The following is a 21576-nucleotide window of genomic DNA, read 5'->3' as shown; positions in this document are numbered from 1 at the left end:
GCCAAGGAAAAATCATGTCCGAAGCTCTGTATATTGAAATGCCTCCGCGCAAAAGCGGGAAAAAATCCCTGTGGCTGCGCCTGTTGCCGCTATGGGTGCTTGTGTTGCTTCTTTTGGGCTGTGCCTGGCTGTGGCTGGCTCAGGGCCGCATAATCAGCGAGCATGCCTTTCTTGATGCCATGGTGCATGTGGTTGCGCCGGAATTTTCCGCGCCTGTGGAAGGTTTTTTTGTGCGCGAGGGTGACAGTGTGCGCCGTGGGCAGCCCTTGTTGCGCCTGAATGCCCGCGCCTATCATGACCGTCTTGCCGAGGCCGGCCGCGAAGGTGCATCCTTGCGCGGCATGGCCGGGCAGGCTTCCGGCCCGCCCACGATGGAAGAAGCCGCCGCGCGCCTTAAGGCCGCGCAGGAGGCAGAGCAGGATATGGTGCGCCGTCTGGCCCTGGCACGCAACGAAGAGGATGCCAGGCTGCGTCTGCAGCAGGACAGCGTGGCCCTGCACGTGCGCCTGCAACTGGATGTGCGCTCGCTTGATGCCCAGGGCGGCGAGCGGGCAGTGGGAAAAAACAGGTATGCCGCAGCCGTAAAGTCCGAGACGCAGGCGCGCAGGCAGATGGAACTGTCCAGGGTGGAACACGAAGAAGCCAGCCGCATGCGCGCTGCCCTGGAGCAGGAGCTGGGCCGCATACGGCAGGAAATGCTGCGTTACAAGCAGATGTCCTCGCGCCAGCGCTATGCGCCGGTGCCTTCAGCCATGCCTGAGGTAACACGAAAGGGGCATTATGGCACTCCGGCAGACGCCAGCCTGTATGCGCCCGTTGACGGGCGTGTACTGCGCATAACTGGTGCTGCAGGGCAGATGGCCCGAAGCGGTGAAGCTCTTGTGTTGCTTTTGCCGGAGGGAGCAGCCGTGTCGGAGAATTACTGGCTGCTGGCGTATTTTGCGCAAGACAGGGCCGAGGGCATACTGCCGGGCCTGCCTTGCCGTATTGAGCTGGAAGATGGTCAGACCCTGCGCGGAACGGTGCTGGACGTGCTTGCGCCACAGGTTCTGCCCGGCGGCAAACAGGAGAAGCAGGGCGGCACAACGATGCAAAGCGGGATATCTGCGGTACTGTATACGCCTGTGCGCATCAGCATTGAACCGGGCGACAAAGCCCTGCCGCCGCCCGGTACACAGGCCGGATGCGTAGTATTTACACGCAATTTGTGGGGATTTTACGGCTTTTAACGCACGTTCGTTGCGCGGCGATATGCCGGAATGCGCGTCATATGAACGCCGTAACAACGGTAACTATCTATAATTTTAGTAATACAGTGCGGCCTTTCGCACAGTGAGGGCAGACAGCACAAGAGGCAGCGCGGGGGGTGATAGTGCGCGCCGTCTGTGCTGTTCTTTGCTGCCATCAGGCGCAGGGCTGTAGACGATACGCTTCAGAAGCAGAACCCCGGTCTTTTGCAATAAACGTGTACATAAAGCACACGTCCGGAGCAAAAGGCCGGGGTTCACAGTTTGTTATACACAGGCTCGTTAAAAAACAGCCATTACCCCTGTGCGTCCATCTGTGTCAGATGCTGGCGGGCAAAATCAAGGTTGGGGTCCAGTTCCAGAGCCGCCGTCAGATGGCGGCGGGCATCCTCATGCTTGCCCATAAATTTTTCGCACAGCCCCAGGTTGGCAAGGTCCATAGCTGAACCCTTGTCCACGCGCAGAACTGCGGCAAAGGCCTCTGCCGCTGCCGCATAATCGCCGGTTTTAAAGCGTGCCACGCCAAGCAGATTGCCGTATTCTTTCATTTCAGGACACAGGTTCACTGCTTCGGCCAGGGCGGGTATGGATTCGGCCCAACGCCCCTGAAGGGTGTCGGTATATGCCAGGTAAAAGGCTGCCAGAGCCTGGGCATCGGCATCCGGTTGCAGGGGCAGGGCCTGGGCGAAAAAGGCGCGGGCGCTATCCCATTCTTCAGCCCGCAGGGCCAGCATGCCGTGAAAAAAGGGCAGAAAGTGCGCGCCGGGGTAGCATTGTTCAAGTACGCGCAGGCCCTCGATGGCGGTAGGAGCGTCAGCTTCTTCCACCAGCTTGCGGCCGACAAAAAGCCCCAGGCTCTGGTTGCGGTCACGCTCTCTGAAAGCCATACCGGGTATGATGTTGTAATGGGCCGGAATGCCCAGGCGCGGATGGGTGGTTTCTACAGCATACATGGTCAGCGGGCGTATGCCTTCAAGGGCGGTAAGCAGTTCCTGCCTGATGTCGCTGTTTTCCACTGTGGGTAGGCTTTCCAGGCTCACGGTGGGGCCGTCAAGCAGCCATGCGGCCTCTTCAAGGGTATTGAATTTGGGCAGGCCGGATGCCTCGTAACAGGCATTGGTGCAAAAATCTCCGGCAAGCTGGGCCACTTCAGTTACCGCACGGATGGCTGCCTTGGCCGGCGACGCAGCCGTACCCGCTGTGAACACTATTTCAGAACTTTGGCCGAGGGTGGCCGGGTCCCACGCGATGGCGGCCACTGTAGGCAGGGGCATGCCGAGAGAAAAATCCTTGAGCACCAGATGGACGCCTTCTTTGGCAAAGGCTTCAATCAACTGGCGGAGCACCGGATCCTGGCAGGTAGCTGGGTCAATGGTGGGGGTGGCGGAACGGCCGCGGTCAACAAGGCAGCACACGTGGCGTTCAATAAGCTCGCTCAATCCTTGAAGAAGGGATTCTTCAGGGCTGTTGCCAGCAGAGGTGCCGTTGAATTCACCCAGCAGCTTGAACCAATCCAGCGGCAGCCATACCGTGGCTTCATCGGGCAGGCGCGTGGCCGGATAAAAGCTCCAGCTTATAAGGTCGAGTACACGGCGGGCCTTGTTTTCATCAAGCTCTTCGTTGACTGAGCGCAGCATTTCGGCAAGCGGAATCAGGGCGTTGCCGAAACGCTCTTCGGCTTCGCTCCACGTGGCCCGTTCCATATGGGGCCGTTTCTGCCAAAAGCTGAAAAACGCGTAGCGTTCCATAAGCTCCATAAGGGCAGATGCTTCGGCCTGCTCAGGAGACGAGCCTTTGCCCATCTGCTTGCGTGTGGGCATGATGCGCCGGGCATCAGCCCCGCATATGCTGAGAAAAACGGGAATGCCCAGCCGGTCCACGTCCACCCTTTTGGTACTGGCAAGGATGTCCAGATCGGCCACGGTCAGCCGCTGGCGCACACGGGCGATGGTTTGCGGCGGGCTCATGGTTTTGTCCAGATCACGGGTATAACCCTTGGGGCAGGGGGCCAGTTGTATGCGGGGAAGGTGCGTGTTCATGGGCGCTCCAGAATCAGAATGCTGTATATGCGGCGTTGTTCTTCGCCATTGTCGTCGTTGGTTTTGACGCCAATGCGGCCTTCAGTAACCTTGAATGTTTTTGCCGCCAGCTTGGCAAAATGAGGCTTGGCGCGGGCCATGTCAGTGCAGAACAGGGCCTTGCCGCCGGGGGCCAGATGGCGGTCTACAAATTTCACCAGAGGTCTGTGCAGGTCGTCAAGGTAAAGAATTTCCGAAGCGGCCATAAGGTCGAATCCACCGGCAAAGCGCGGGTCACGCCCCGGAGTGGTCACATCAACACGGGCAACCTCAATGATATCCTGAAGATTGTTGCGCAGCACGTTGGCTTTGGCAAAGCGCAGGGCCTCATCCACCACGTCGCTGACCACAACACGGGTAAATCCGTAACGGGCAGCCACAAGACTGAGCACGCCACAGCCCGCGCCCAGTTCCAGCAGGCTTTTGCCCTGCGGCTCATATTTTCGCAGCAGGCGGCCAAGCACGAAAGAACCGGGCCAGACCTTGGCCCACAGGGGCAGGTCTTTGAGCGGATCGCGGATGGCACGCTTTTGCAGCAGCCTGTCCAGATGCGATTGCATGTTGCTGATGGATAAAATGTGCAGGGGATTTTCATCAACCTGCAACGGCTCGAAATCCACATCAAAGTCGGCGCGGATCACGGCGAGAATATTGTCGAGTTCTTCCGTGCTTGTTGGCATGTACTTTCCTTAAAAACGTGAATTAGAGCAGAGGAACACTGAAAATGTTTCTGCTCTGCGCGGAGTTTTGTAAAAAAACGCGCCATGAAATGTTTGCAGGGCGAACTTGCTTCACCCGCGATGCAAGCATTTCAAAATAAAGATGCTCTGTTGGCGGAGTGCAAATTATCTTTTTACTAAGAATCTTCGCGCATGGCAATGTGCAATCTGCTGTGGCGCGTATGCCGGGCAGTGCGCGAAATCCAGACAATCCTGAGAGGGGAAAAGGATGCGGCATTGGTGCTTGTAGCACCCTCGACCACAGGAAAAAAGTCTGGCATGCTGGCCTGACTTTCCGGCCTGTTACAGTAAAAGAGACGTAAAAAGAGACGCAATATGAAGAAGATTTTTCAGCTTGAAGTTATCGTGCGTGAAGACGCCTATGATCAGGCCCTCGGCCTGTTGACCCTGGAAGTGCCTTTCGGGTGGGAAGAAGAAAGCCTGCCCACAGGCGAAAGCCGCTTTCGTGTGCATTGCGAGAACGCCGACTTTATCCGGAACCTGTGCAATGCCTTTGAAGCACGCCTGCCCGGGGCCAGATGCGCTGTGCAAAGCCTTGAAGAGCAGGACTGGGTAGCCGCATGGAAGCAGTTTTTTACTCCTGTACCCTGCGGGCGGCGCTTTGTTGTTCTGCCCCCCTGGCTGGCGGACAGTGAGGAATTTTCTGAGCGCGTCAAGGTACTCATCGAACCCAAAAGTGCCTTTGGCACCGGCCATCACGCTACTACGGCCCTGTGCCTCATGGTGCTGAGCGATCTGCTGGACGCTGGGCGGCTGTCGCCCGGCGAAACATTTCTGGACCTCGGCACCGGGTCCGGGGTGCTGGGCATCGCCTGCTGCAAGAGCGGTTTGCAGGGCGAGGGACTGGATATTGATTCCCTTGCTGTGGAAAACGCCCTGGAAAACCGTACGCTCAATAAGGTGGAGGAATTTGCGGTGGGGCAGGGCAGTATAGATGCCGTGCCTGGCAAAACGTATGACCTCGTGCTGGCAAATATTCTGGCACGGCCCCTCATTGAGCTTGCTCCGCTTATCGTGCAGGCCTGCAAGCCGGGGGCGTGCCTTGTGCTTTCGGGGTTGCTGGAAATTCAGGCCGACAGCGTTGAAGCGGCCTACACCGCCCAATGTCTGCCCAAGCCACGGCGTGTGCTGGACGGCGAATGGTGCGCCTTGGTGTGGGACTAGGCTGTGACCGGCGGCACGGCTGCATCGCCTGTTGAAGGCATGCTTGCCGTCCCTGAGTACGGATCGGGCATTGTGGCGGCGGGCCAGTCAGTAATCTGGCTGCCGCCGGACAGTACCCTGCTCTGGGCGTGGGGCCTGATGCTGGCCCTGGGGGTGGCTGTTCAGCTTCTGGGGCTGTTGCGACGACGCAGGTTTTTTCTGGGGGCCGGAGCCTGCCTTGTATGCGGCGCGGCCTTGCTGGACCGTGATCCGGCTCTGTTCACAGGGCAGATTCTGTTGCTGGTGGGCCTTTTATGGTTGTGCGCCCCTGCTGCGGAATCCCGGTCTGGCAACGTGCATGAAATATCCAGGCCTAAGCCCAGATTATGAGACACATTTTGCGGGCAGGTCATAATATTTGCGCATGGGCAAAAAATCTTTCGCTGCAACGCTATCCGCATCATTTATTCTGCCAGTGGCGGATTTTTTAACGTCTGTGCGACACTAAAACGGCCCGACCGCGCTTGGCGGGGCCGTGTTTTGACTGGAGGCCCTGCGTCCATAGGCATTTTGCATGCAGTCGGGGCTGTCCAGCCATTTCAGTTACAGTATGGCCGCCCTTGTGGGCCTGCGCGCTTTGTGGGCCGTCACTTCGAGGGTTTTTCGCCCCAGCCCGGAATGGGCGGCGGATTGTAGTTTTCCAGTTCTTTCAGGCTGCGGCCCGGGCGTCCATTGCGTCCCCGCATCACGGGGCCGCAGCTTTGCGGCGTAAGCTCATCCGGGATAGCGTCGGGAGCCGGGCGTAGAACATCTTCCGCCCTGGACAAAAAGGGCAGGGGGTCCACCAGGTTGCCCGCGGCATCCCGCAGGCCGAAATGCAGATGAGCCCCCGTGGTGCGCCCCGTGCAGCCTACAATACCTATTTTTTCGCCCCGCTGAACTTTTTGCCCCTTGCGCGCCAGCGTTTTCTCAAGATGTGCATAGCGGGCGGTCATGCCGTCATCCTGCCGGATATCCACAACGATGCCTGAAAGGCCGTCTTCGCCGGAGCGGATGACCTCGCCGCCTTTGTAGGCCACCACAGGCCAGCCCAGCCGGGCGCGCAGGTCAACGCCGCTGTGTTCGCGCACAACCATGCCCCGGCGGCTCAGCCAGGTGGGCATGCGGCGCGGGCCAAAGGGCGACGTCACCATTTCTTCAAGCGGTGGTAGATGGCGAACCTGCAATGCAGCAGGCAGGGCTTCTGCGATGGAATCTGTTTCTGCAGCGGTTTCATTTTGTTGGGGAGCTGCCGGTGGTTCGCTTTTGTCTGACGACAGGGCAAAGGCCCTGTGCGCCTGTTCGTGCGCCGGATCGGAAAGGTGGCCGGGCGCATCCGCAAAAGCGGGCAGTTGGCTCCAGGCTGCCGTTATAAGCAGCAGGTTCAACAGGAGTATGACATTGCGCATAGATGATATCACTGAACGGCGTGTTGCACCGGCAAAATGTTCGTTTGCTGTTTGGAAGGGCATGCCCCGTAGAGGGGCGCTGTTGCTTCCTGCGCTGTTTTCTGCTTACCTGTAAAACGGCACAGCAGAAATTGCGCGTCGCCGGGGTAAAGGCGTGCCGGTTTCAGGTACAGCATTCCGTTGGCGGCAGCAAGTTTTCCATATATAGGCGGGTATTGCCCGCCAAAGGAGATGGCATGAAAAAACGCGCTATTGCTGAACTGGTCACAGGCCGCAAGGCTGTTGACGGTGCGGGCGTACACCTTGTGCGTGTGCTTGGTTCTCCCACAGTCCGTACGTTTGACCCTTTTCTTATGCTTGACGCTTTTGATTCCCACAATCCTGACGACTACATCAAGGGTTTTCCCACCCATCCGCATCGGGGCATAGAAACCTTCACCTATCTCATGAAAGGGCGCATCGACCACGAAGACAGCCTGGGCAATGCCGGGAGCATTGTTGACGGCGGCTGCCAGTGGATGACGGCGGGCAGCGGTATTCTGCATCAGGAAATGCCGCAACCTTCACGCCAGATGCTTGGCTTGCAGCTGTGGATCAATCTGCCAGGCGACCGCAAGATGGTGGACCCGGAATACAGGGATATCAAGGCCGATATGGTTCCTGTAGTGGAAGAAAGCGGTGCCCGTGTGGCCATTGTGGCCGGAGAATACAAAGGTGTGGCCGGAGCCACGCGCGGCGACCATGTGGACGTGACTTTTCTGGATGTAAGCCTTAAGCCCGGCGCGCTCTGGAGCATGGAAACCAGCCCTCAGGAAACGGTCTTCGCCTATGTGGTGGAAGGTGAATGTGAGCTGCCCGGCGATGGCGGGGTGATTCCGCACAGAAACGCCTGTCTGTTTACGCCCGGCGACAGCCTGAGCCTTGTGGGCGGGGGCGAAGGCGCGCGCTTTGTGCTGGTTTCCGGCACGCCCCTGCGTGAGCCGGTGGCCTGGGGCGGCCCCATTGTCATGAACACGGATGAAGAGCTGAAGCAGGCCTTTTTTGAGCTGGAGGACGGCACGTTCATCAGGCATGCCCCGCACGGCAAGTCTGGCTGATGGTGCAAGCAGGGGTATCCTGCGGGGTGAAGCTGCCCATGCCGGGCATGTTTCACCCCACAGGGAATACGCTCCGGTACATGTATGCGGCTGTTTTTCTGTGATTTACCCGCTTGACAGGCATGTGGCGCGGGCTTAACGAAAATACGGACCCGGTAAAAATGGAGTAAAGCCATGCATACATCTTTTTTTGTACTTTTTCGTCATGGCGCTGTGGCGCTTCTGGTTGCGGCAGTCATGATATGCGCCTCTGTTGCGCCGCAAGCGGCCCCGGCCAGGGCACAGGAACAAGGGCAGGGCAGCCTGCGCGTACTTGCGACAACCTACCCGGTCTATCTGCTGGCGCGCAACGTGGCCCAGGCACAGCCCCACGTTCAGGTGGACCTGTTAATCCCGGCCCAGACCGGCTGCCCCCACGATTATGCCCTGAGCCCCGGAGACATGAAAAAACTTGCCGGGGCGGATGTTCTTTTGCTGAACGGTCTGGGTATGGATGATTTTTTGCAAAAGGCGCTGCCTGCCGGCAAACCGGGGCTGGTTGTGGTCGACAGTAGTGAAGGTGTTATTCCCTTACGCTCCGCAGGGGCCGGGTCTGAACATGCTGATCACGATCATGCTCACGATGGCTCCGGACATGGCGGCCACAGCCATGCCGGGCATGCGGCCCACAGCCACGGTCCGGAAGAGCATGGGCACGACCATGTCCACGAACACCATCACGGCGGCCTCAATCCGCATGTCTTTACAAGCCCGCGCCAGGCCAGCATTATGGTAAACAACATGGCCCGGGGGCTCGCCAAGGCCGACCCGCAGAATGCCGCCGCCTACGAAGCCGCCGCCCGGTCTTATGAAAAGATTCTGCTCAACTTGGGCAGACGTCTTGCGGCGCTGGGGGGCAAGGCGCCCAACAAGGGCATAGTGCTCATGCATGACGCCCTGGCCTACATGGCCCGCGATGGCGGCCTTGAAGTCATTGCCGTCATTCAGGAAAATGAAGACGCACAACCTTCGGCCGCGCGCCTTGTCCAGATTGCCAAAACCATACACGAGCACAGGCCCGCCCTGATCATAAGCGAACCGCAATATACGGATAAGCCCGTGCAGGCGCTTGCGCGTGAAACGGGAATTCCCGCCGTTTCGCTGGACTCTCTGGCTTCCGGCCCGGCCTCTCCATCGCTGGATTACTATGAGAAAACCATGAGCAACAACCTTGATACCCTTGAGAAGCACCTTGAGCAGCGCTGACACGACCGCCCCTGATATTGTTTTTGACCATGTGCATGTGTGCCGGGGAGGACGCTCCATTCTGGATGATGTGTGCGCCGCTGTGCCTGCCGGAAGCAGCACGGTGATTGTCGGGCCTAACGGAGCGGGTAAGACGACGCTTCTGCTGTGCCTTATCGGTGAAATGCCCTATGCGGGGCGCATTGTTGCGGCAGGCCGGACAAGCCTGCCGCGTACTGCGTATGTGCCGCAACATCTGTATCTGGATGCCAGCCTGCCCTTGCGAGTGGGTGAGTTTTTGGCGCTCAACCGTCAACGCCGCCCGCTGTGGCTCGGCCTCTACGGTCCGGAACGTGCAAAGGCTCGGGATCTTTTACGTATGGTGCGGGCAGAACAGCTTGAAGAACGCCGCATGAGTGACCTTTCCGGCGGCGAAACGCGCCGGGTACTGCTGGCCGCCGCTCTGGACAGGGCGCCTCGTCTGCTGGTGCTGGACGAACCTGCCGCCGGGGTGGATGTGCAGGGGGAGCGCCTGTTCTGGGAGGTGCTTGACGAGGCCCGCAAACAGCAGGGCTTCACCCAGTTGATGGTCAGTCATAACCTGTCGCTGGCGGCCCACTATGCCACGCATATAATCTGCCTTAACAAAAAAGTCTGCGCAGAAGGTGCGCCCCATGAAGCCCTTGGGGCCTCCACACTGATGCAGCTTTTTGGTGTGCCTATTCACCTTTATCCCGACCAGTGCGATCCGGCTGATCCCTCCTGCCCGCAATGCGGGGCCGTATGCGCTCCGGAACGTCTGCTGCCGGACTATGCCAGCGTCAAGCGCCGGGCCGAAGCGCATCGATCGCAGGATGCCTTGGCAGTGCACGCATCGCAGGATGCTGTGCAGAAAGGGAAACCCCATGCCGCAAGGGAGGGTGACCATGCCTGAGCTTGCATGGGCGTATGATCTTTTGGGCCGTTTGCCGCTGGACTGCCTGCAGTTGCGCTTTATGCAGCAGGCCCTGTTGGGTCTGCTGTTGCTGGCGCCAATGGCTTCTGTTCTCGGGGTGGAGGTCATCAGCTTTCGCATGGCGTTTTTTTCAGACGCCATCGGGCATTCCGCCTTTGCCGGCGTGGCCCTGGGGCTGATTCTTGCCGTGGACCCGCATATATCCATGCCGTTATTCGGCCTGCTGGTGGGGCTTGGTATCATGGCTGTCCGGCGGCGGAGCAGCCTTTCCTCGGATACGGTCATCGGCATAGTGTTTTCTGCCGTGGTGGCCTTCGGTCTGGCTGTGGTCAGCCGCGCGCCCGGTGTGGCCCGTGATATGCAGCGTTTTTTGTACGGCGACATTCTTACCATCACAGAAGGCGAAACAGGTTTTTTGCTGGTGCTTTTTCTGGTCATGCTGCTTTTTCAGGCTGTTGGCTATAACAGGCTGTTATATATTGCCCTTAATCCGGTCATGGCCAGGGTACACGGGGTGCGCGTGGCACTGTGGCAATATACCTTTGCGGGCCTGCTGGCTTTGGTGGTGATGTTTTCCGTATGGGCCGTGGGTGTGCTGCTTGTCACGGCACTGCTTATCGTGCCTGCGGCCACGGCCCGGAATCTGGCCCGCACGGCGGGGGGCATGTTTTGGTGGGCCTTGTTGGTGGGGTTGAGTTCGGCTTTTATCGGCCTGGTTCTTTCGGCACAGGAGTGGATGGCCACAGCCAGCGGTGCTACGGTTATTCTTGTGGCCTGCTGCTGGTTTGCCATCAGCGCGCTCGTGGCAGGGCTGCGCGGCGGCAGAAAAAGCGCCTGATTCGTGCCTGAAACAAAAGCCTCCCCTGCCGAAAAGCGGGGGAGGCTTTATTCATGCGCCGGGCGCGGAAGGGAACGCCCCGCGCGTCAGGCCAGTTTCTTGATGGCCGCCAGCGCGGCGTCATAGTCAGGCTCGCTGGAAACTTCGGGGACAAGCTGGGTGTAGGCTATGGAGCCATCCGGGGCCACAACCACGATGGCGCGGGCCAGCAGGCGCAGTTCATCGATGAGCAGGCCATAGTTTTTGCCGAAACTTGCTTCTTTGTGGTCAGAAAGGGTTTCAACCGCCTGTACGCCTGCGGTGCCGCACCAGCGGGCCTGGGCAAAAGGCAGGTCGCAGCTCACGGCCACAATGCGCACTTTGTCGGAAAGGGCGGCGGCCTCCTTGTTGAAGCGGCGTACTTCCATATCGCATACGGGAGTATCAAGGGACGGCACGCTGACCAGCACGAGCACCTTGCCAGCGTAATCCTTAAGGCTGCGCGGGCTCAGGTCATTGGCGGCCAGGGTGAAGTCAGGGGCTTTTTGCCCGACGGCAGGCTGCTGGCCGACCAGATGCAGGGGAGTACCCTTGAAGGTAACTGTATTCATACGTAACTCCTTGTGTCCTTGTTAGTGGAACCAATGTGCTACAGGAAAATTTAGTAGTCAATAATTATTACCAATAAAGTCCGGGCTGCCGTAGCTAAAGTCCGGGCTGCCGTAGCGCGGCTTGATGCACGCGGCAGGCCTGTCCATTCTGCCAAAGATGCCGCGTCCGGTCGAGCAACCAGTATCCGTTATTTTGTAAATACGGGCAAGCTTCAGTCAAACCGGTCAGTTGTCGCACGGTAAATTTGCCCGCCGCCATTGCCATCACGGCGGCAATGCCTATATTGACAGACAGGGCAGGCGTATAAAGGTTTTTTCAATGAGGGTTTGCCCCGAGGGTGGCAGCAGGCTGGTTCCGGTTTTTTAGAAAAGGCTGCCCTTGATGTTTTGTTTGCACCTTGCAAGCAAATGACGCGTGCGCTTTTTGAGCGACATTTGCCCACGCCGCAACGCGCTTGTGTATGCATTCTGCGCGTAGGCGCGTAGGGCGTTCTACGCCTCGGCGGCGGGCAGGTTTGAACCCGCCGGGGCATACCGCTGTTTTTTCCTACCGGCTTGCCCAAAATCAGGAGCGATTGATGAGCACTTTGACACCGCGTGAGATTGTGGCTGAACTCAATAAATTTGTCGTGGGCCAGGAGCAGGCCAAGCGCATGGTTGCCGTTGCCGTGCGCAATCGCTGGCGCAGGCAGCATCTGCCGGCAGAGTTGCGCGATGAAGTTTCGCCGAAGAATATTATCATGATGGGTCCCACCGGCGTGGGTAAAACAGAAATCGCCCGCCGTCTGGCCCGGCTCTCCGGTGCGCCCTTCATCAAGGTTGAAGCCACAAAGTTTACCGAAGTGGGCTATGTGGGACGCGATGTGGAGTCTATGGTGCGCGACCTTATGGAAATCGGCATCAATCTTGTGCGCGACGAAGAAAACGCCCGTGTGCGCAAGGCAGCCGAAGCCGCTGCAGAGTCGCGCCTTATGGATCTTTTGCTGCCCAGCTCCTTTGGTCAGGAAGACCGCGCGTCTACCCGCGAAAAACTTTTGCAGCAGTTTCGTCTGGGCTTTCTTGATGAGCGCGAAGTGGAAATGGAAGTGACGGAACAGGGCGGCGGTGGTGTGGATATTTTCGCCATCCCCGGCATGGAGCAGATGGGCGGCCAGGTCAAGGACATGTTCAGTAAGGCCTTCCCCCCCAAACACAGCCGCCGGAAAATGAAAATTCGCGATGCTTTCAATGTGCTGATCCAGGAAGAATCGGGCAAGCTGGTGGATCAGGACGCTCTGAGCGAACGCGCCAAAGAACGGGTGGAGCAGACAGGTATTATCTTTATCGACGAAATAGACAAGATTGCCAGCTCTTCGCAAAACCGCACCTCGGACATCTCGCGTGAAGGGGTGCAGCGTGACCTGTTGCCCATAGTGGAAGGCAGCTCGGTCAATACCAAGTACGGCATGGTGCGTACCGATCACATCCTTTTTATCGCCGCCGGGGCGTTTCACTTCAGCAAGCCGTCAGACATGATCCCCGAACTGCAGGGGCGTTTTCCGCTGCGGGTGGAGCTTCAGGCTCTGGGCCGCGAGGAATTTTTGCGTATCCTGACCGAGCCTGATAATGCACTCACCAAGCAGTACGAAGCCCTGCTCGGTACAGAGCAGATACGCCTCAGCTTCACCACGGACGGGCTGGAAGAGATTGCCGCCTTTGCCGAAGATATCAACTCGCGCACCGAAAACATCGGCGCGCGCCGTCTGTATACCATTATGGAAAAAATTCTGGCCGACATTTCATTTGAGGCTCCGGATATGCCGGGTGCGCAGATTGTGGTCAACAAGACCTATGTAGCTGAACACTTGCAGGATGTACGCGGCGACCAGGATTTGACGCAGTATATTCTCTAGATCCAGAGCATTTTTATGTTGAAATGCTTGCGTAACGGCGAAATGTCTCTGCTGCTTTCGCCGTTACTTTTTTTATTGCAACTGTCGAAGTACATTCGGCTTGCAAATGCGTTTTTGTTGCCTGCTTTTCCATGGTGCTGTGCAGCCGGACAAAATACCCGATAGACCGGGTACGCCTTGCACGCCTTGATGGTGCTGATTGTTACAAAAATTTGCACAGAACAGATAAACAGCTTCAGTATGAACCTGTTTTACTGTGTCCATATGCTTTTCGTATGTGTGAAACCAGAAACCGGTCTCAGGGCCGGTTTCTGGTTTTTCAATTGGGGCATGCATTCTGTGAGTACGCCTTTTTCTCCGGTAGCCATAAAATGTATCGGAGTATCCCGAGCCATGCCAAGATGTTTTAATAGGAATATGTATATTGCTGGCATAAAAATTGCTTGGTTGTGTCAAGCGTCAAAAAAATCTCGTAACCTGCCGCTATGCCTCTGTCTTTGAAAATAATAGGCATGGCGTGGAACCTCCGGGGAAGATACGATGGCGATTTCAGATTTTATCAAGGGAGCGCCCATGCGCCCACCATCCCATTTTATCGGACCCCTGGCATGGTGGAGCGATTCTTTGACATGCCGCGGTGTTGAAAGGCAGGTTGTGCACAGTGCCAGGTATTTTCATCAAAAAAAGAAAAATATTACATTGCTCTGCCGGACCATTGCATCTGGCGGCGGCAATGATTTTTTTCTTGAAGATGCACGATCCTGCAGCCGCGTACTGGGATTTTCACTGGATGTAGTGGACCGCGATTTGTTTGACGAGGCGCGCGGTATTATCGGGGCGTTTGTGTCTGGCGCTTCGCCTGTTTTTATAGACAGCATTTCTGCATATGCGGCATGGCTGTTGCGTGTGCGCCCCAGGTTGCTGCACATCTGGAATGCCGATCACCTGGAGCCGTTGCTGGCTGCTCTGATTGCCGGTGTACCCAATATTGTTATTGCCGGGCAGAGCCTTTCGCCTGCCCAGCGTGCTCCTCGCGGGTTTGAAAGCATCAATGACCGCACCGCATTTATGATTCTGGCAAATGCCATGCGGTTTCCTCATGTGGTCATGACAAATAACAGCCGTGCGGGATGTACCGCCTACGAAGAATGGCTTGGGCTTCCGCCGGGAACGGTTCGCCTTACCCCCAATATTTTTGATCTGGCAGTATGGCCGCGTCCGGCAGGCGCCCAGGTGGCCGACCTGAAGGGAGCGCTGGGTATTCCGGCAAATGCACGTGTGCTTGGGGGGCTTTTCCGCTTTGTTTCCATCAAGGATCCGGAGTTGTGGGTCAGTACTGCCATCCGGGTTTGCGCAACCGTGCCGGACCTTTATGCAGTTGTAGGCGGAGACGGCCAGGAACTGGAGGCCATGAAGTCCCGTATTGCAGACACGCCCTTTGCAGAACGTATCCTGTTTCCCGGGCCTATCAGGGATGTACCCGCGTTTTTGTCCATGTGTTCTGTTTTTTTGCATACTGCCCATGTGGAGGGGCTTCCAAATGCTCTTCTGGAAGCCCAAGCCTATGAAGTGCCTGTGGTCACCACGCACTGTGGCGGGGCTGCGGATGTGGTGAAACATGGCAAAAGCGGCTTTGTGGTGAAAGAAAGGGATGCTGTCGCGCTTGCAAAACATGTAGAATATCTGCTGGATCATCAGGATTTTGCCCGTAGCGCCGGTCGGGCCGGGAGGCAACGTGTGACGGAGAATTTTTCTCCAGAGCGCACAATGGGTATGCTGTGGGATGTCTATAGCGATATTTTTCCCGGAGATTTCCCGGCCAGAACGGCAGCGAAGGAAGGCACAACCTGTTCCGGGTTGGAGGTGGTGGGTAAGACCTGCCCGCTGGTCAGTATTGTGTTGCCGACCTACAATCATCTTTCGTTTCTTCCTCTGGCCATTGAATCTGTTTTGGAACAGGATTACCCTAATTTTGAACTTGTCATTGTTGATGACGGCTCTACAGACGGCACGGCAAATTATCTTGAAACGCTTGATTCACCCCGCATACGGGTTGAAAGCGGGCCAAACACCAAGCTTCCTGCCGCGCTTAACCGCGGATTTGCGTTGGCGCGTGGCGAGTATCTTACGTGGATTTCGGCAGACAACATCTGCCTGCCGCATTTCTGCAGTTCTCTTGCCGGTGCGCTGAGCGCATTTCCCCAGGCGGGATTTGCTTCAGGGGGCTTTGCGCGTGTCTCCCCGCAGGGGTGGATTCTTGACCATCTTGCGGGGGCAGTTTCCCTGGACACACTTCTTTGCAGTAACAGCGGTATAGCCGCTTTTATGTATCGCAGGGATGTGGCCATGCAGGCGGGAGAATATGATCCCAGGCTCGAAGGGGCTGAAGATTGGGACATGTGGCTGCGCATGCTGGATGTAACACTGCCCGTATCTGTGCCGCATGTTCTTTACCACTACCGCCTGCACGACAATTCCATGACAGCAAGGCTGTCGGAAAAAGTTCGGGAAAGTTCGACCAGAACGGCATTCAAGGCGCTGCATCGGTTGGAGCAGGGCGGCGGCATACGCAAGATTGAAGATTGCCAAAATCGGGAGCGTGCTCTCTTTCATGCCAATCTGGTGATGGGGAGCCGTATGATACAGCCGGGGTCATTTCTGAAGCATGCAGCGGCCGGATACCTGGCCGTTGCGCATGGTATGCGCCCTGACGACCTGCTGGCCCTGGGCAACTATGCTGTTGCGCTGTTCTGGCAAGGGCAGCACAATATGGCAAACGAGCTGTTTTGCCGTGGAAAAGCGCAGGCTGCCGAGCTTTTCGAAGCCCTTCAATCTGCATGTGCAAAGCAGCAACGTAATATCGGCAGGCATGAATTCACTTGCCCGACGCTGCAATGCCCTGGGCCTGAAGAAAGTGAATTGCTGCGGCGAGTTGCCGCATCCCAGCTCAGATTTACTGACTATTAATCGTGCCACAAAGGCAGGAATTTGTATGGTCTCATCCCGAAATGCCAAATCAGAGGTAGAATTTTACCTCGTTGATGCCTTTGAGATATTTCACTATCTGCCAATCTGCCAGGAACTTGTGCGGCGTGGTGGTAACGCAGCAATTGTTGCGGAGCCGTGCGCTATAAATACAAGTGGAAACTGGTTTGACTACAGTACAGCCGTAAAAATTTTAGAAGAAAATTGCATTGACTATTCAGTAGAATGTAATCCTGATGCGTTTGTTGCCATTACAACGCAGATGTCAAGTGTTTTGAAGAAATATAAAAATTACAAGATAAATCTTCCGTATGGAATCAGTCTGATCAAGTCTGTTTTCAGTCTCAACGACAGGTCTTGTCGTGGCTTTGATGCCAAGATTGTGCACGGCCTTTTTTCAAAAAACAATCTTCTCGCTTACATGGATCGGGATGCGCTGCATCCTGTCGGCTATCCGAAGCATGACAGTTACTTTACGAATAAACCGCATAAAAATGCTTTGTTACAGCAGTTTGGTATTGAAACGGACAAACCTGTTATTGTTTATTTGCCAACATATGACGACGATGCTTCCATATCAATGTTCGGCGATGAAATTGGATCGCTGCGCGACAGGTTTTACATACTTACCAAGCCGCATCACTGCACGGCCAGATTGCCGGAAAAGAAACATGATCTTGACAGGCTTTATACCATTTCGGACAAGGTTCTTGATGGCAATTTTTCTTTTTCGGATGTTTGCAGTTGCGCTGATTTTTACATTGCTGACGCAAAGAGTGGCGCTGCCCTGGAGTGCCTTTACCTCAACCCTAAGCAGGCAGTTTTTCTTACTCCGCGAAAGGAGGCAGACCTTGCCCTGTTTTACCCGGAACTCTTTGAAATCGCGCATGTAATCAACACCAATGGGCTTTTGTCTGCATCTGTAGAAAAAAGCTTTAAAGAGAGCACCTCTGTAGCTACAGAAAATCTGGAATACTTTTTTGGCAAAAGAGACGGGTCTTCCAGCGAACGCGCAGCAAACATTATTATAAAATATTGCCGGATTTGTGCAGGGGAAAAAATGGCAGCCACTACAGAAACGAATACAGTTGCTACAATGCCTTCAGATTCAACCCCAGTGTCCGGCAACATCGGTGAGGACCCGAGCGCCCGCAAGGCCATAGACTGGCTACATGCACATTCTTTGCATGGTGGAGCCAATGTCAGTCATACAAATACCGTTTCTTATCCGGAAGTTACCGGTTATTTGATTCCAACCCTGTTGCAGTGGGGCGAACCCCAGCTCGCCATGCGTTATGCCCGTTGGCTATTGACCGTTCAACGTACCGACGGGTCTTTTTCCGGGCCTGGCATGGCAACGCCTTTTGCCTTTGATACGGGGCAGATCATCCGGGGGCTCGCAGCTATTGCTCCCCATTTGCCAGAGGCGGAAACAGCCCTGCAAAAAGCCTGCGACTGGATTATCGCTACAGCCACCCCAGAGGGGCGCCTGGCCCTGCCGGAAAATCTGAGCGGATGGTGCCTGCCCGGTGGGCGCGGATATGTCAATGAGGCTATCCATCTCTATGTCTTGCCTGGCCTCGTTGCGGCAGGCGAGGTGCTTAACCGGCCAAAGTATATTCAGTTTGTTCGGCGCTCTCTGCATTACTACATCACGCACTGCAACCTGACCAATTTTCTCGCCCCCAACATGCTGCTGCATTTTTACTGTTACATTCAGGAAGCGCTTTTTGATCTTGGCGCTGAAGATGTTTGTCGCCTTGGTATGCGTGTGCTGGAGGACATTCAGGATGAGAGCGGGTTTGTACCCGCTTATGCGAATGTTTCGTGGATATGCTCACCGGGCCTGATTCAGGCGGCCCTGGTCTGGCTCAAGCTGAAAGACATGACGCACGCTCTGCCTGCCTTGCACCTGGCACGCTCACTTCAGACAGCATCGGGAGGATTTCCCGGCAGTGTCGGGGCAGGGGCGGAATATTTTCCTGATGAAGAACTGTCCTGGGCTGTAAAATTTTATCTTGATGCCCTGCATCAGCACGAACAGCGCGGTGTTTCTTCTGAACAATCCGGCCCTGTGGCGGTGTATGGCGAAGGTATCCGCATTTTTTCAGAAAAGGAAATTCCCATCATCGGGCTTGAACAGATGGCTATAAAGCATCTTGAATCAGAAGCAAGCCTGTTGGCACAAAGTGCCACTTCTACCACGGAAGAGGCCGCATTCGGCAAGGTGCCGACGCTTCTGGACTGGGGGCGCAGAGAGCAGGCACTGGTACTGGCAGAAAGCGTTGCCCGGTCGGCCTCAGACGCAGATGCTTGGCATGCCCCCGAATCATTGTTTCATCTGGGTGACCTGATCCGCGTTTTCCGTCAGCCCGAGGTGCTCACGCAACAAGGCGATGCTCCGTTGAAACAACTCTGCCTGAACGTGTTTCGTCGTCAGCGGCAAAATGCGCATGACGCCCCTGGTCTTTTTTACTGCTTCAGCGAACTGCTACAGGCAGGAACCGTTCTACATGAAAAGAGTTGGACGGATTGCGCTTGCAGTTGGGGGGCTCGTCAGGATGAATTGCCGGAGCAGCCTGCCTCGGTAAATCTGGTTGCAGAATCTGTTGGTGTGGGGCAACTGCTTCTCCCAGCCAATGGCCTGGCTTTGCTGCGCAAGATAGAAGAAAGTATCGGTCTGCCGCCTCAGGAACCGCAGGCGCAACAGGCGTATGCCGCCATTTCCCTTGCGCTTGCGGAAGGCGCATGGATTTTGGGAGATGATGAGCTTGGGCAGGCAGCTTTTTGCCGGGGCTTGTCAGCTCTTGCCAACGGCAGGAGCAGTGCGCTGCAAACCGATATTTTTGATACAGGGACGGCAAGGGGCTTTCTGAACGCTCTTTCTGCAATGCAGCGCTGCCGCTTTGCCTTGGAATTTCCCCAGTTCCAGGATGACATTGCTTCTGATGACGGGCGACTGCTTTTTGTTCATGAGGCTCTGCCGCGCACCCCAGATGCACGCATTCTTGACCTCGGCACCGCCAAAGGCCGCTACTTGCGCAGACTGCGCGCAATGGGTCTGACAGCGCACTTGACAGCGCAGGATGTGCATCCCAGCTTTTTTGCCTTCATGCCCAAAGGGGTTGCAAAAGGTGTGGGTACGGTGTTGCGCTCCGGCTGGAAGGACGCGTCCTTTGATGCCGTGACGCTTTGTGAAGTGCTTGAGCACTGCATTGATCTGCCCGCAGCCATCCGGGAATTGCACCGCATCCTGGCCGATGGCGGCAAGTTGATTCTCATTGACAAAAACATGGCTCGCCTTGCCGACTGGCCTGGCGGCATCCCGCCATGGGAACAGTGGTTTGACCGGGAAGCGCTGGCGGGCCTGCTGAACAATAATGGCTTTGCTGTTGAAAGCATTGCGGCTAACCTGCCTTATGAAAACCGTCAGGACGGCCTGTTTTTCGGATTGTCGGCTGTCCGGACAAAGGCATAGTGGTTGCGCCTATGAAAAAGGTACTTGTTATCGCCGGTACGCGCCCCGAGGCCGTAAAGCTGGCCCCGCTGGTACACGAATTGCGCCGCAGGCCGGATGATTTTACGGTTCACCTGTGTTCCAGTGGCCAGCATCAGACCATGCTGGAGCAAACATTGGCTGACTTTGATCTCAAGCCGGACTCATCGCTCCATGTCATGACAGGCAATCAAAGCCTTGCGGGGCTCAGCGCCCGTCTCTTTTCCGAGGTGGACTGCCTGCTTGATAGTCTTGCTCCTGATGTGGTCCTTGTGCAGGGTGATACAACGACGGTTCAGGTTTCGGCTCTGAGCGCATTTTACAGGCATATTCCTGTTGGACATGTGGAAGCGGGTTTGCGCACCTGGAACCTGAACTCCCCGTTTCCTGAAGAACTGAACCGTCGTGTGGTAGGCCTGGCGGCGCGCTGGCATTACGCACCCACGGAGCTTGCCAGACAAAATCTGCTGGCAGAGCGCATCAGACCAGAAAATGTTATAGTTACGGGCAATACTGTTATTGATGCGCTGCATATGACGCTGGCCGCCTCCCGCCGTCATCCGCCAGCTCTGCCGCCTCGAGTTGAGGCCGTTCTGTCGCAAAAATGTCCGGTTATTCTGGTTACGGGCCACCGGAGAGAAAGTTTTGGCGATGGCTTCCGGCGTATTTGCGCGGCCCTGAAAAACATTGCCCTGGCCCTGCCTCATGTGTGGATCATCTTTCCCGTGCACCTCAATCCGCATGTTCATGGCCCGGTTACTGAAATGCTGGGTGGCGTACCCAATATCTTACTTGAAGCGCCGCTGCCCTATACGGCGTTTGTGCGCCTGATGGATGCCTGCATGCTGATTCTTACAGATTCCGGTGGGATACAGGAAGAAGGCCCGTCGTTGAACAAGCCTGTTCTCATCATGAGAGACACTACCGAGCGGCCGGAAGGCGTGGAGGCCGGAGTCAACAGGTTGGTGGGAACAGACACGCAACGCATTTTTGATGAAGTGCTCGGTCTTGTGGGCAGCCCATCACGCATTGCTGAAATGCAGAGCGCTGCCAATCCCTACGGCGATGGCAAGGCGGCGCAACGTATTGCCGACCATCTGAAAATACAATAATATATTTAATTAATACGCTAAATTATGTGTTGCGTTGTGCATAAGAGCGGAGGTTTTCTATGCCGGCTTCTCCCACTGACATGATTCTGAAAAAACTTCAGCGTAAAATGTACGAAGCGGAGCACTATAAACGGCTCTGGCAGAGCGCCCAGGCACAGCTTGACTATCTGAAAGAACATGCCGACATCACCCGGTTAAAGCCTGCAACGGGAAAATTGCGGCAGGAGCAGTTGGAACTGGTTGATGTTTGTAATAATTTTTTTGAAGAGATCAAGGAACTCGATATCAAGCCGTTTTTAATCGCGGGAAACTTGCTGGGGGCCGTGCGCCATAAAGGTTTTATTCCCTGGGATGATGATCTGGATTTTGGGCTGATGCGAGAAGATTATACGAAGCTGGTCAATTTTTGTAAAAAAAAGTATGTTGTTACTGATTATACAAAAAATTATAAAAAGAGTGAGTGGAACTACGTTACCGGGTACAGCCAGTTACGCCCATACCTGAAAAAATATCCCAATCAGTATATTCTGGATATCTGGCTCGATCAGATACAGATTTTTTACGGAACATCCCTGGCTGACAGAAAGGCGATTGATTTTTGGGTATATGATTTTTACGACGAAAATTATACCTTTGCAGAACATAAACAGTATCTGGAACAGATTACGCAAAAGAAGTCAGAAATCGATAATATTGGCGAAATAATTGATTTTCTAGATGAAGAAGTAAAG

Annotated in this window: 18 protein-coding genes and 1 pseudogene; 14 read left to right on the top strand and 5 right to left on the bottom strand. The window is 55.8% G+C overall.

From position 1 onward, the window contains the following. The first annotated feature begins 14 nt into the window (after positions 1-14). Positions 15-1229, top strand: a complete 1215-nt coding sequence (locus QZ377_RS05590) for a biotin/lipoyl-binding protein (protein WP_291440210.1) — start codon at positions 15-17, stop codon at positions 1227-1229. 314 nt (positions 1230-1543) lie between these two features. Here QZ377_RS05590 and QZ377_RS05585 read toward each other — a convergent pair whose 3' ends face one another. The 3 genes from QZ377_RS05585 to QZ377_RS05575 all read right to left on the bottom strand — a co-directional run bounded on the left by QZ377_RS05585 (position 1544) and on the right by QZ377_RS05575 (position 4325). Further along, positions 1544-3286 carry a YcaO-like family protein gene (locus QZ377_RS05585; RefSeq protein ID WP_291440209.1) on the bottom strand — a complete coding sequence of 581 codons (1743 nt, stop codon included), beginning with the start codon at positions 3284-3286 and terminating at the stop codon, positions 1544-1546. Then, positions 3283-4005 (bottom strand): 50S ribosomal protein L11 methyltransferase, encoded by a 723-nt coding sequence (locus tag QZ377_RS05580; protein WP_291440208.1) that lies wholly within the window; start codon positions 4003-4005, stop codon positions 3283-3285. Before QZ377_RS05580 ends, QZ377_RS05585 begins: the two co-directional genes overlap by 4 nt. A 176-nt stretch (positions 4006-4181) precedes the next feature. Next, positions 4182-4325 carry a hypothetical protein gene (locus tag QZ377_RS05575; RefSeq protein ID WP_291440207.1) on the bottom strand — a complete coding sequence of 48 codons (144 nt, stop codon included), beginning with the start codon at positions 4323-4325 and terminating at the stop codon, positions 4182-4184. A gap of 55 nt (positions 4326-4380) precedes the next feature. Here QZ377_RS05575 and QZ377_RS05570 point away from each other — a divergent pair, with 55 nt between their 5' ends. Both QZ377_RS05570 and QZ377_RS05565 read left to right on the top strand, forming a co-directional pair. Beyond that, positions 4381-5229, top strand: a complete 849-nt coding sequence (locus QZ377_RS05570) for a 50S ribosomal protein L11 methyltransferase (protein WP_291440206.1) — start codon at positions 4381-4383, stop codon at positions 5227-5229. A gap of 3 nt (positions 5230-5232) precedes the next feature. After that, complete coding sequence (locus tag QZ377_RS05565) at positions 5233-5598, top strand: hypothetical protein (RefSeq protein ID WP_291440205.1); 366 nt, start codon at positions 5233-5235, stop codon at positions 5596-5598. A gap of 257 nt (positions 5599-5855) precedes the next feature. Here QZ377_RS05565 and QZ377_RS05560 read toward each other — a convergent pair whose 3' ends face one another. After that, positions 5856-6656 carry a M23 family metallopeptidase gene (locus QZ377_RS05560; protein WP_291440204.1) on the bottom strand — a complete coding sequence of 267 codons (801 nt, stop codon included), beginning with the start codon at positions 6654-6656 and terminating at the stop codon, positions 5856-5858. 236 nt (positions 6657-6892) lie between these two features. Here QZ377_RS05560 and QZ377_RS05555 point away from each other — a divergent pair, with 236 nt between their 5' ends. The 4 genes from QZ377_RS05555 to QZ377_RS05540 all read left to right on the top strand — a co-directional run bounded on the left by QZ377_RS05555 (position 6893) and on the right by QZ377_RS05540 (position 10770). Next, positions 6893-7753: a pirin family protein gene (locus tag QZ377_RS05555; RefSeq protein WP_291440203.1), complete on the top strand. Its 861-nt coding sequence runs from the start codon at positions 6893-6895 to the stop codon at positions 7751-7753. 174 nt (positions 7754-7927) lie between these two features. After that, positions 7928-8998: a zinc ABC transporter substrate-binding protein gene (locus QZ377_RS05550; protein WP_291440202.1), complete on the top strand. Its 1071-nt coding sequence runs from the start codon at positions 7928-7930 to the stop codon at positions 8996-8998. Continuing rightward, positions 8985-9911, top strand: coding sequence for a metal ABC transporter ATP-binding protein (locus QZ377_RS05545; protein ID WP_291440201.1), 927 nt, complete (start codon positions 8985-8987; stop codon positions 9909-9911). The genes QZ377_RS05550 and QZ377_RS05545 overlap by 14 nt, the downstream gene beginning before the upstream one ends. Further along, positions 9904-10770: a metal ABC transporter permease gene (locus QZ377_RS05540; protein WP_291440200.1), complete on the top strand. Its 867-nt coding sequence runs from the start codon at positions 9904-9906 to the stop codon at positions 10768-10770. Before QZ377_RS05545 ends, QZ377_RS05540 begins: the two co-directional genes overlap by 8 nt. Positions 10771-10856: 86 nt before the next feature. On the opposite strand, the gene tpx is transcribed toward QZ377_RS05540, so the two are convergent. Beyond that, positions 10857-11360, bottom strand: a complete 504-nt coding sequence (gene tpx, locus QZ377_RS05535) for a thiol peroxidase (protein ID WP_291440199.1) — start codon at positions 11358-11360, stop codon at positions 10857-10859. A gap of 578 nt (positions 11361-11938) precedes the next feature. On the opposite strand from tpx, the gene hslU reads away from it, so the two are divergent. The 7 genes and pseudogenes from hslU to QZ377_RS05510 all read left to right on the top strand — a co-directional run. Next, positions 11939-13252, top strand: coding sequence for an ATP-dependent protease ATPase subunit HslU (hslU, locus tag QZ377_RS05530; RefSeq protein WP_291440198.1), 1314 nt, complete (start codon positions 11939-11941; stop codon positions 13250-13252). A gap of 540 nt (positions 13253-13792) precedes the next feature. Further along, the gene (locus QZ377_RS05525; protein WP_291440197.1) at positions 13793-16219 is read left to right on the top strand and encodes a glycosyltransferase; all 2427 of its coding nucleotides are present in this window, start codon (positions 13793-13795) and stop codon (positions 16217-16219) included. Beyond that, positions 16122-16994: pseudogene (locus QZ377_RS12645) on the top strand (CDP-glycerol glycerophosphotransferase family protein); the annotation flags it as partial. The gene QZ377_RS05525 and the pseudogene QZ377_RS12645, both read left to right, overlap by 98 nt. A gap of 215 nt (positions 16995-17209) precedes the next feature. Continuing rightward, positions 17210-17374 carry a hypothetical protein gene (locus tag QZ377_RS12640; RefSeq protein ID WP_365854342.1) on the top strand — a complete coding sequence of 55 codons (165 nt, stop codon included), beginning with the start codon at positions 17210-17212 and terminating at the stop codon, positions 17372-17374. Beyond that, on the top strand, positions 17298-19715 hold the full coding sequence (locus QZ377_RS05520; RefSeq protein ID WP_365854339.1) for a methyltransferase domain-containing protein: 2418 nt from the start codon (positions 17298-17300) through the stop codon (positions 19713-19715). Before QZ377_RS12640 ends, QZ377_RS05520 begins: the two co-directional genes overlap by 77 nt. An 11-nt stretch (positions 19716-19726) precedes the next feature. Continuing rightward, positions 19727-20845 carry a UDP-N-acetylglucosamine 2-epimerase (non-hydrolyzing) gene (wecB, locus tag QZ377_RS05515; RefSeq protein ID WP_291440195.1) on the top strand — a complete coding sequence of 373 codons (1119 nt, stop codon included), beginning with the start codon at positions 19727-19729 and terminating at the stop codon, positions 20843-20845. 59 nt (positions 20846-20904) lie between these two features. Beyond that, positions 20905-21576, top strand: a 672-nt coding sequence (locus tag QZ377_RS05510) for a LicD family protein (protein WP_291440194.1), incomplete at its 3' end; no start/stop codon positions are given.

The organism is Desulfovibrio sp. (assembly GCF_019424165.1).
In the GTDB taxonomy this organism is placed as follows: domain Bacteria; phylum Desulfobacterota; class Desulfovibrionia; order Desulfovibrionales; family Desulfovibrionaceae; genus Desulfovibrio.
Note: the sequence above shows the minus strand (reverse complement) of the source record. Positions and strands in the feature narration are given on the sequence as shown.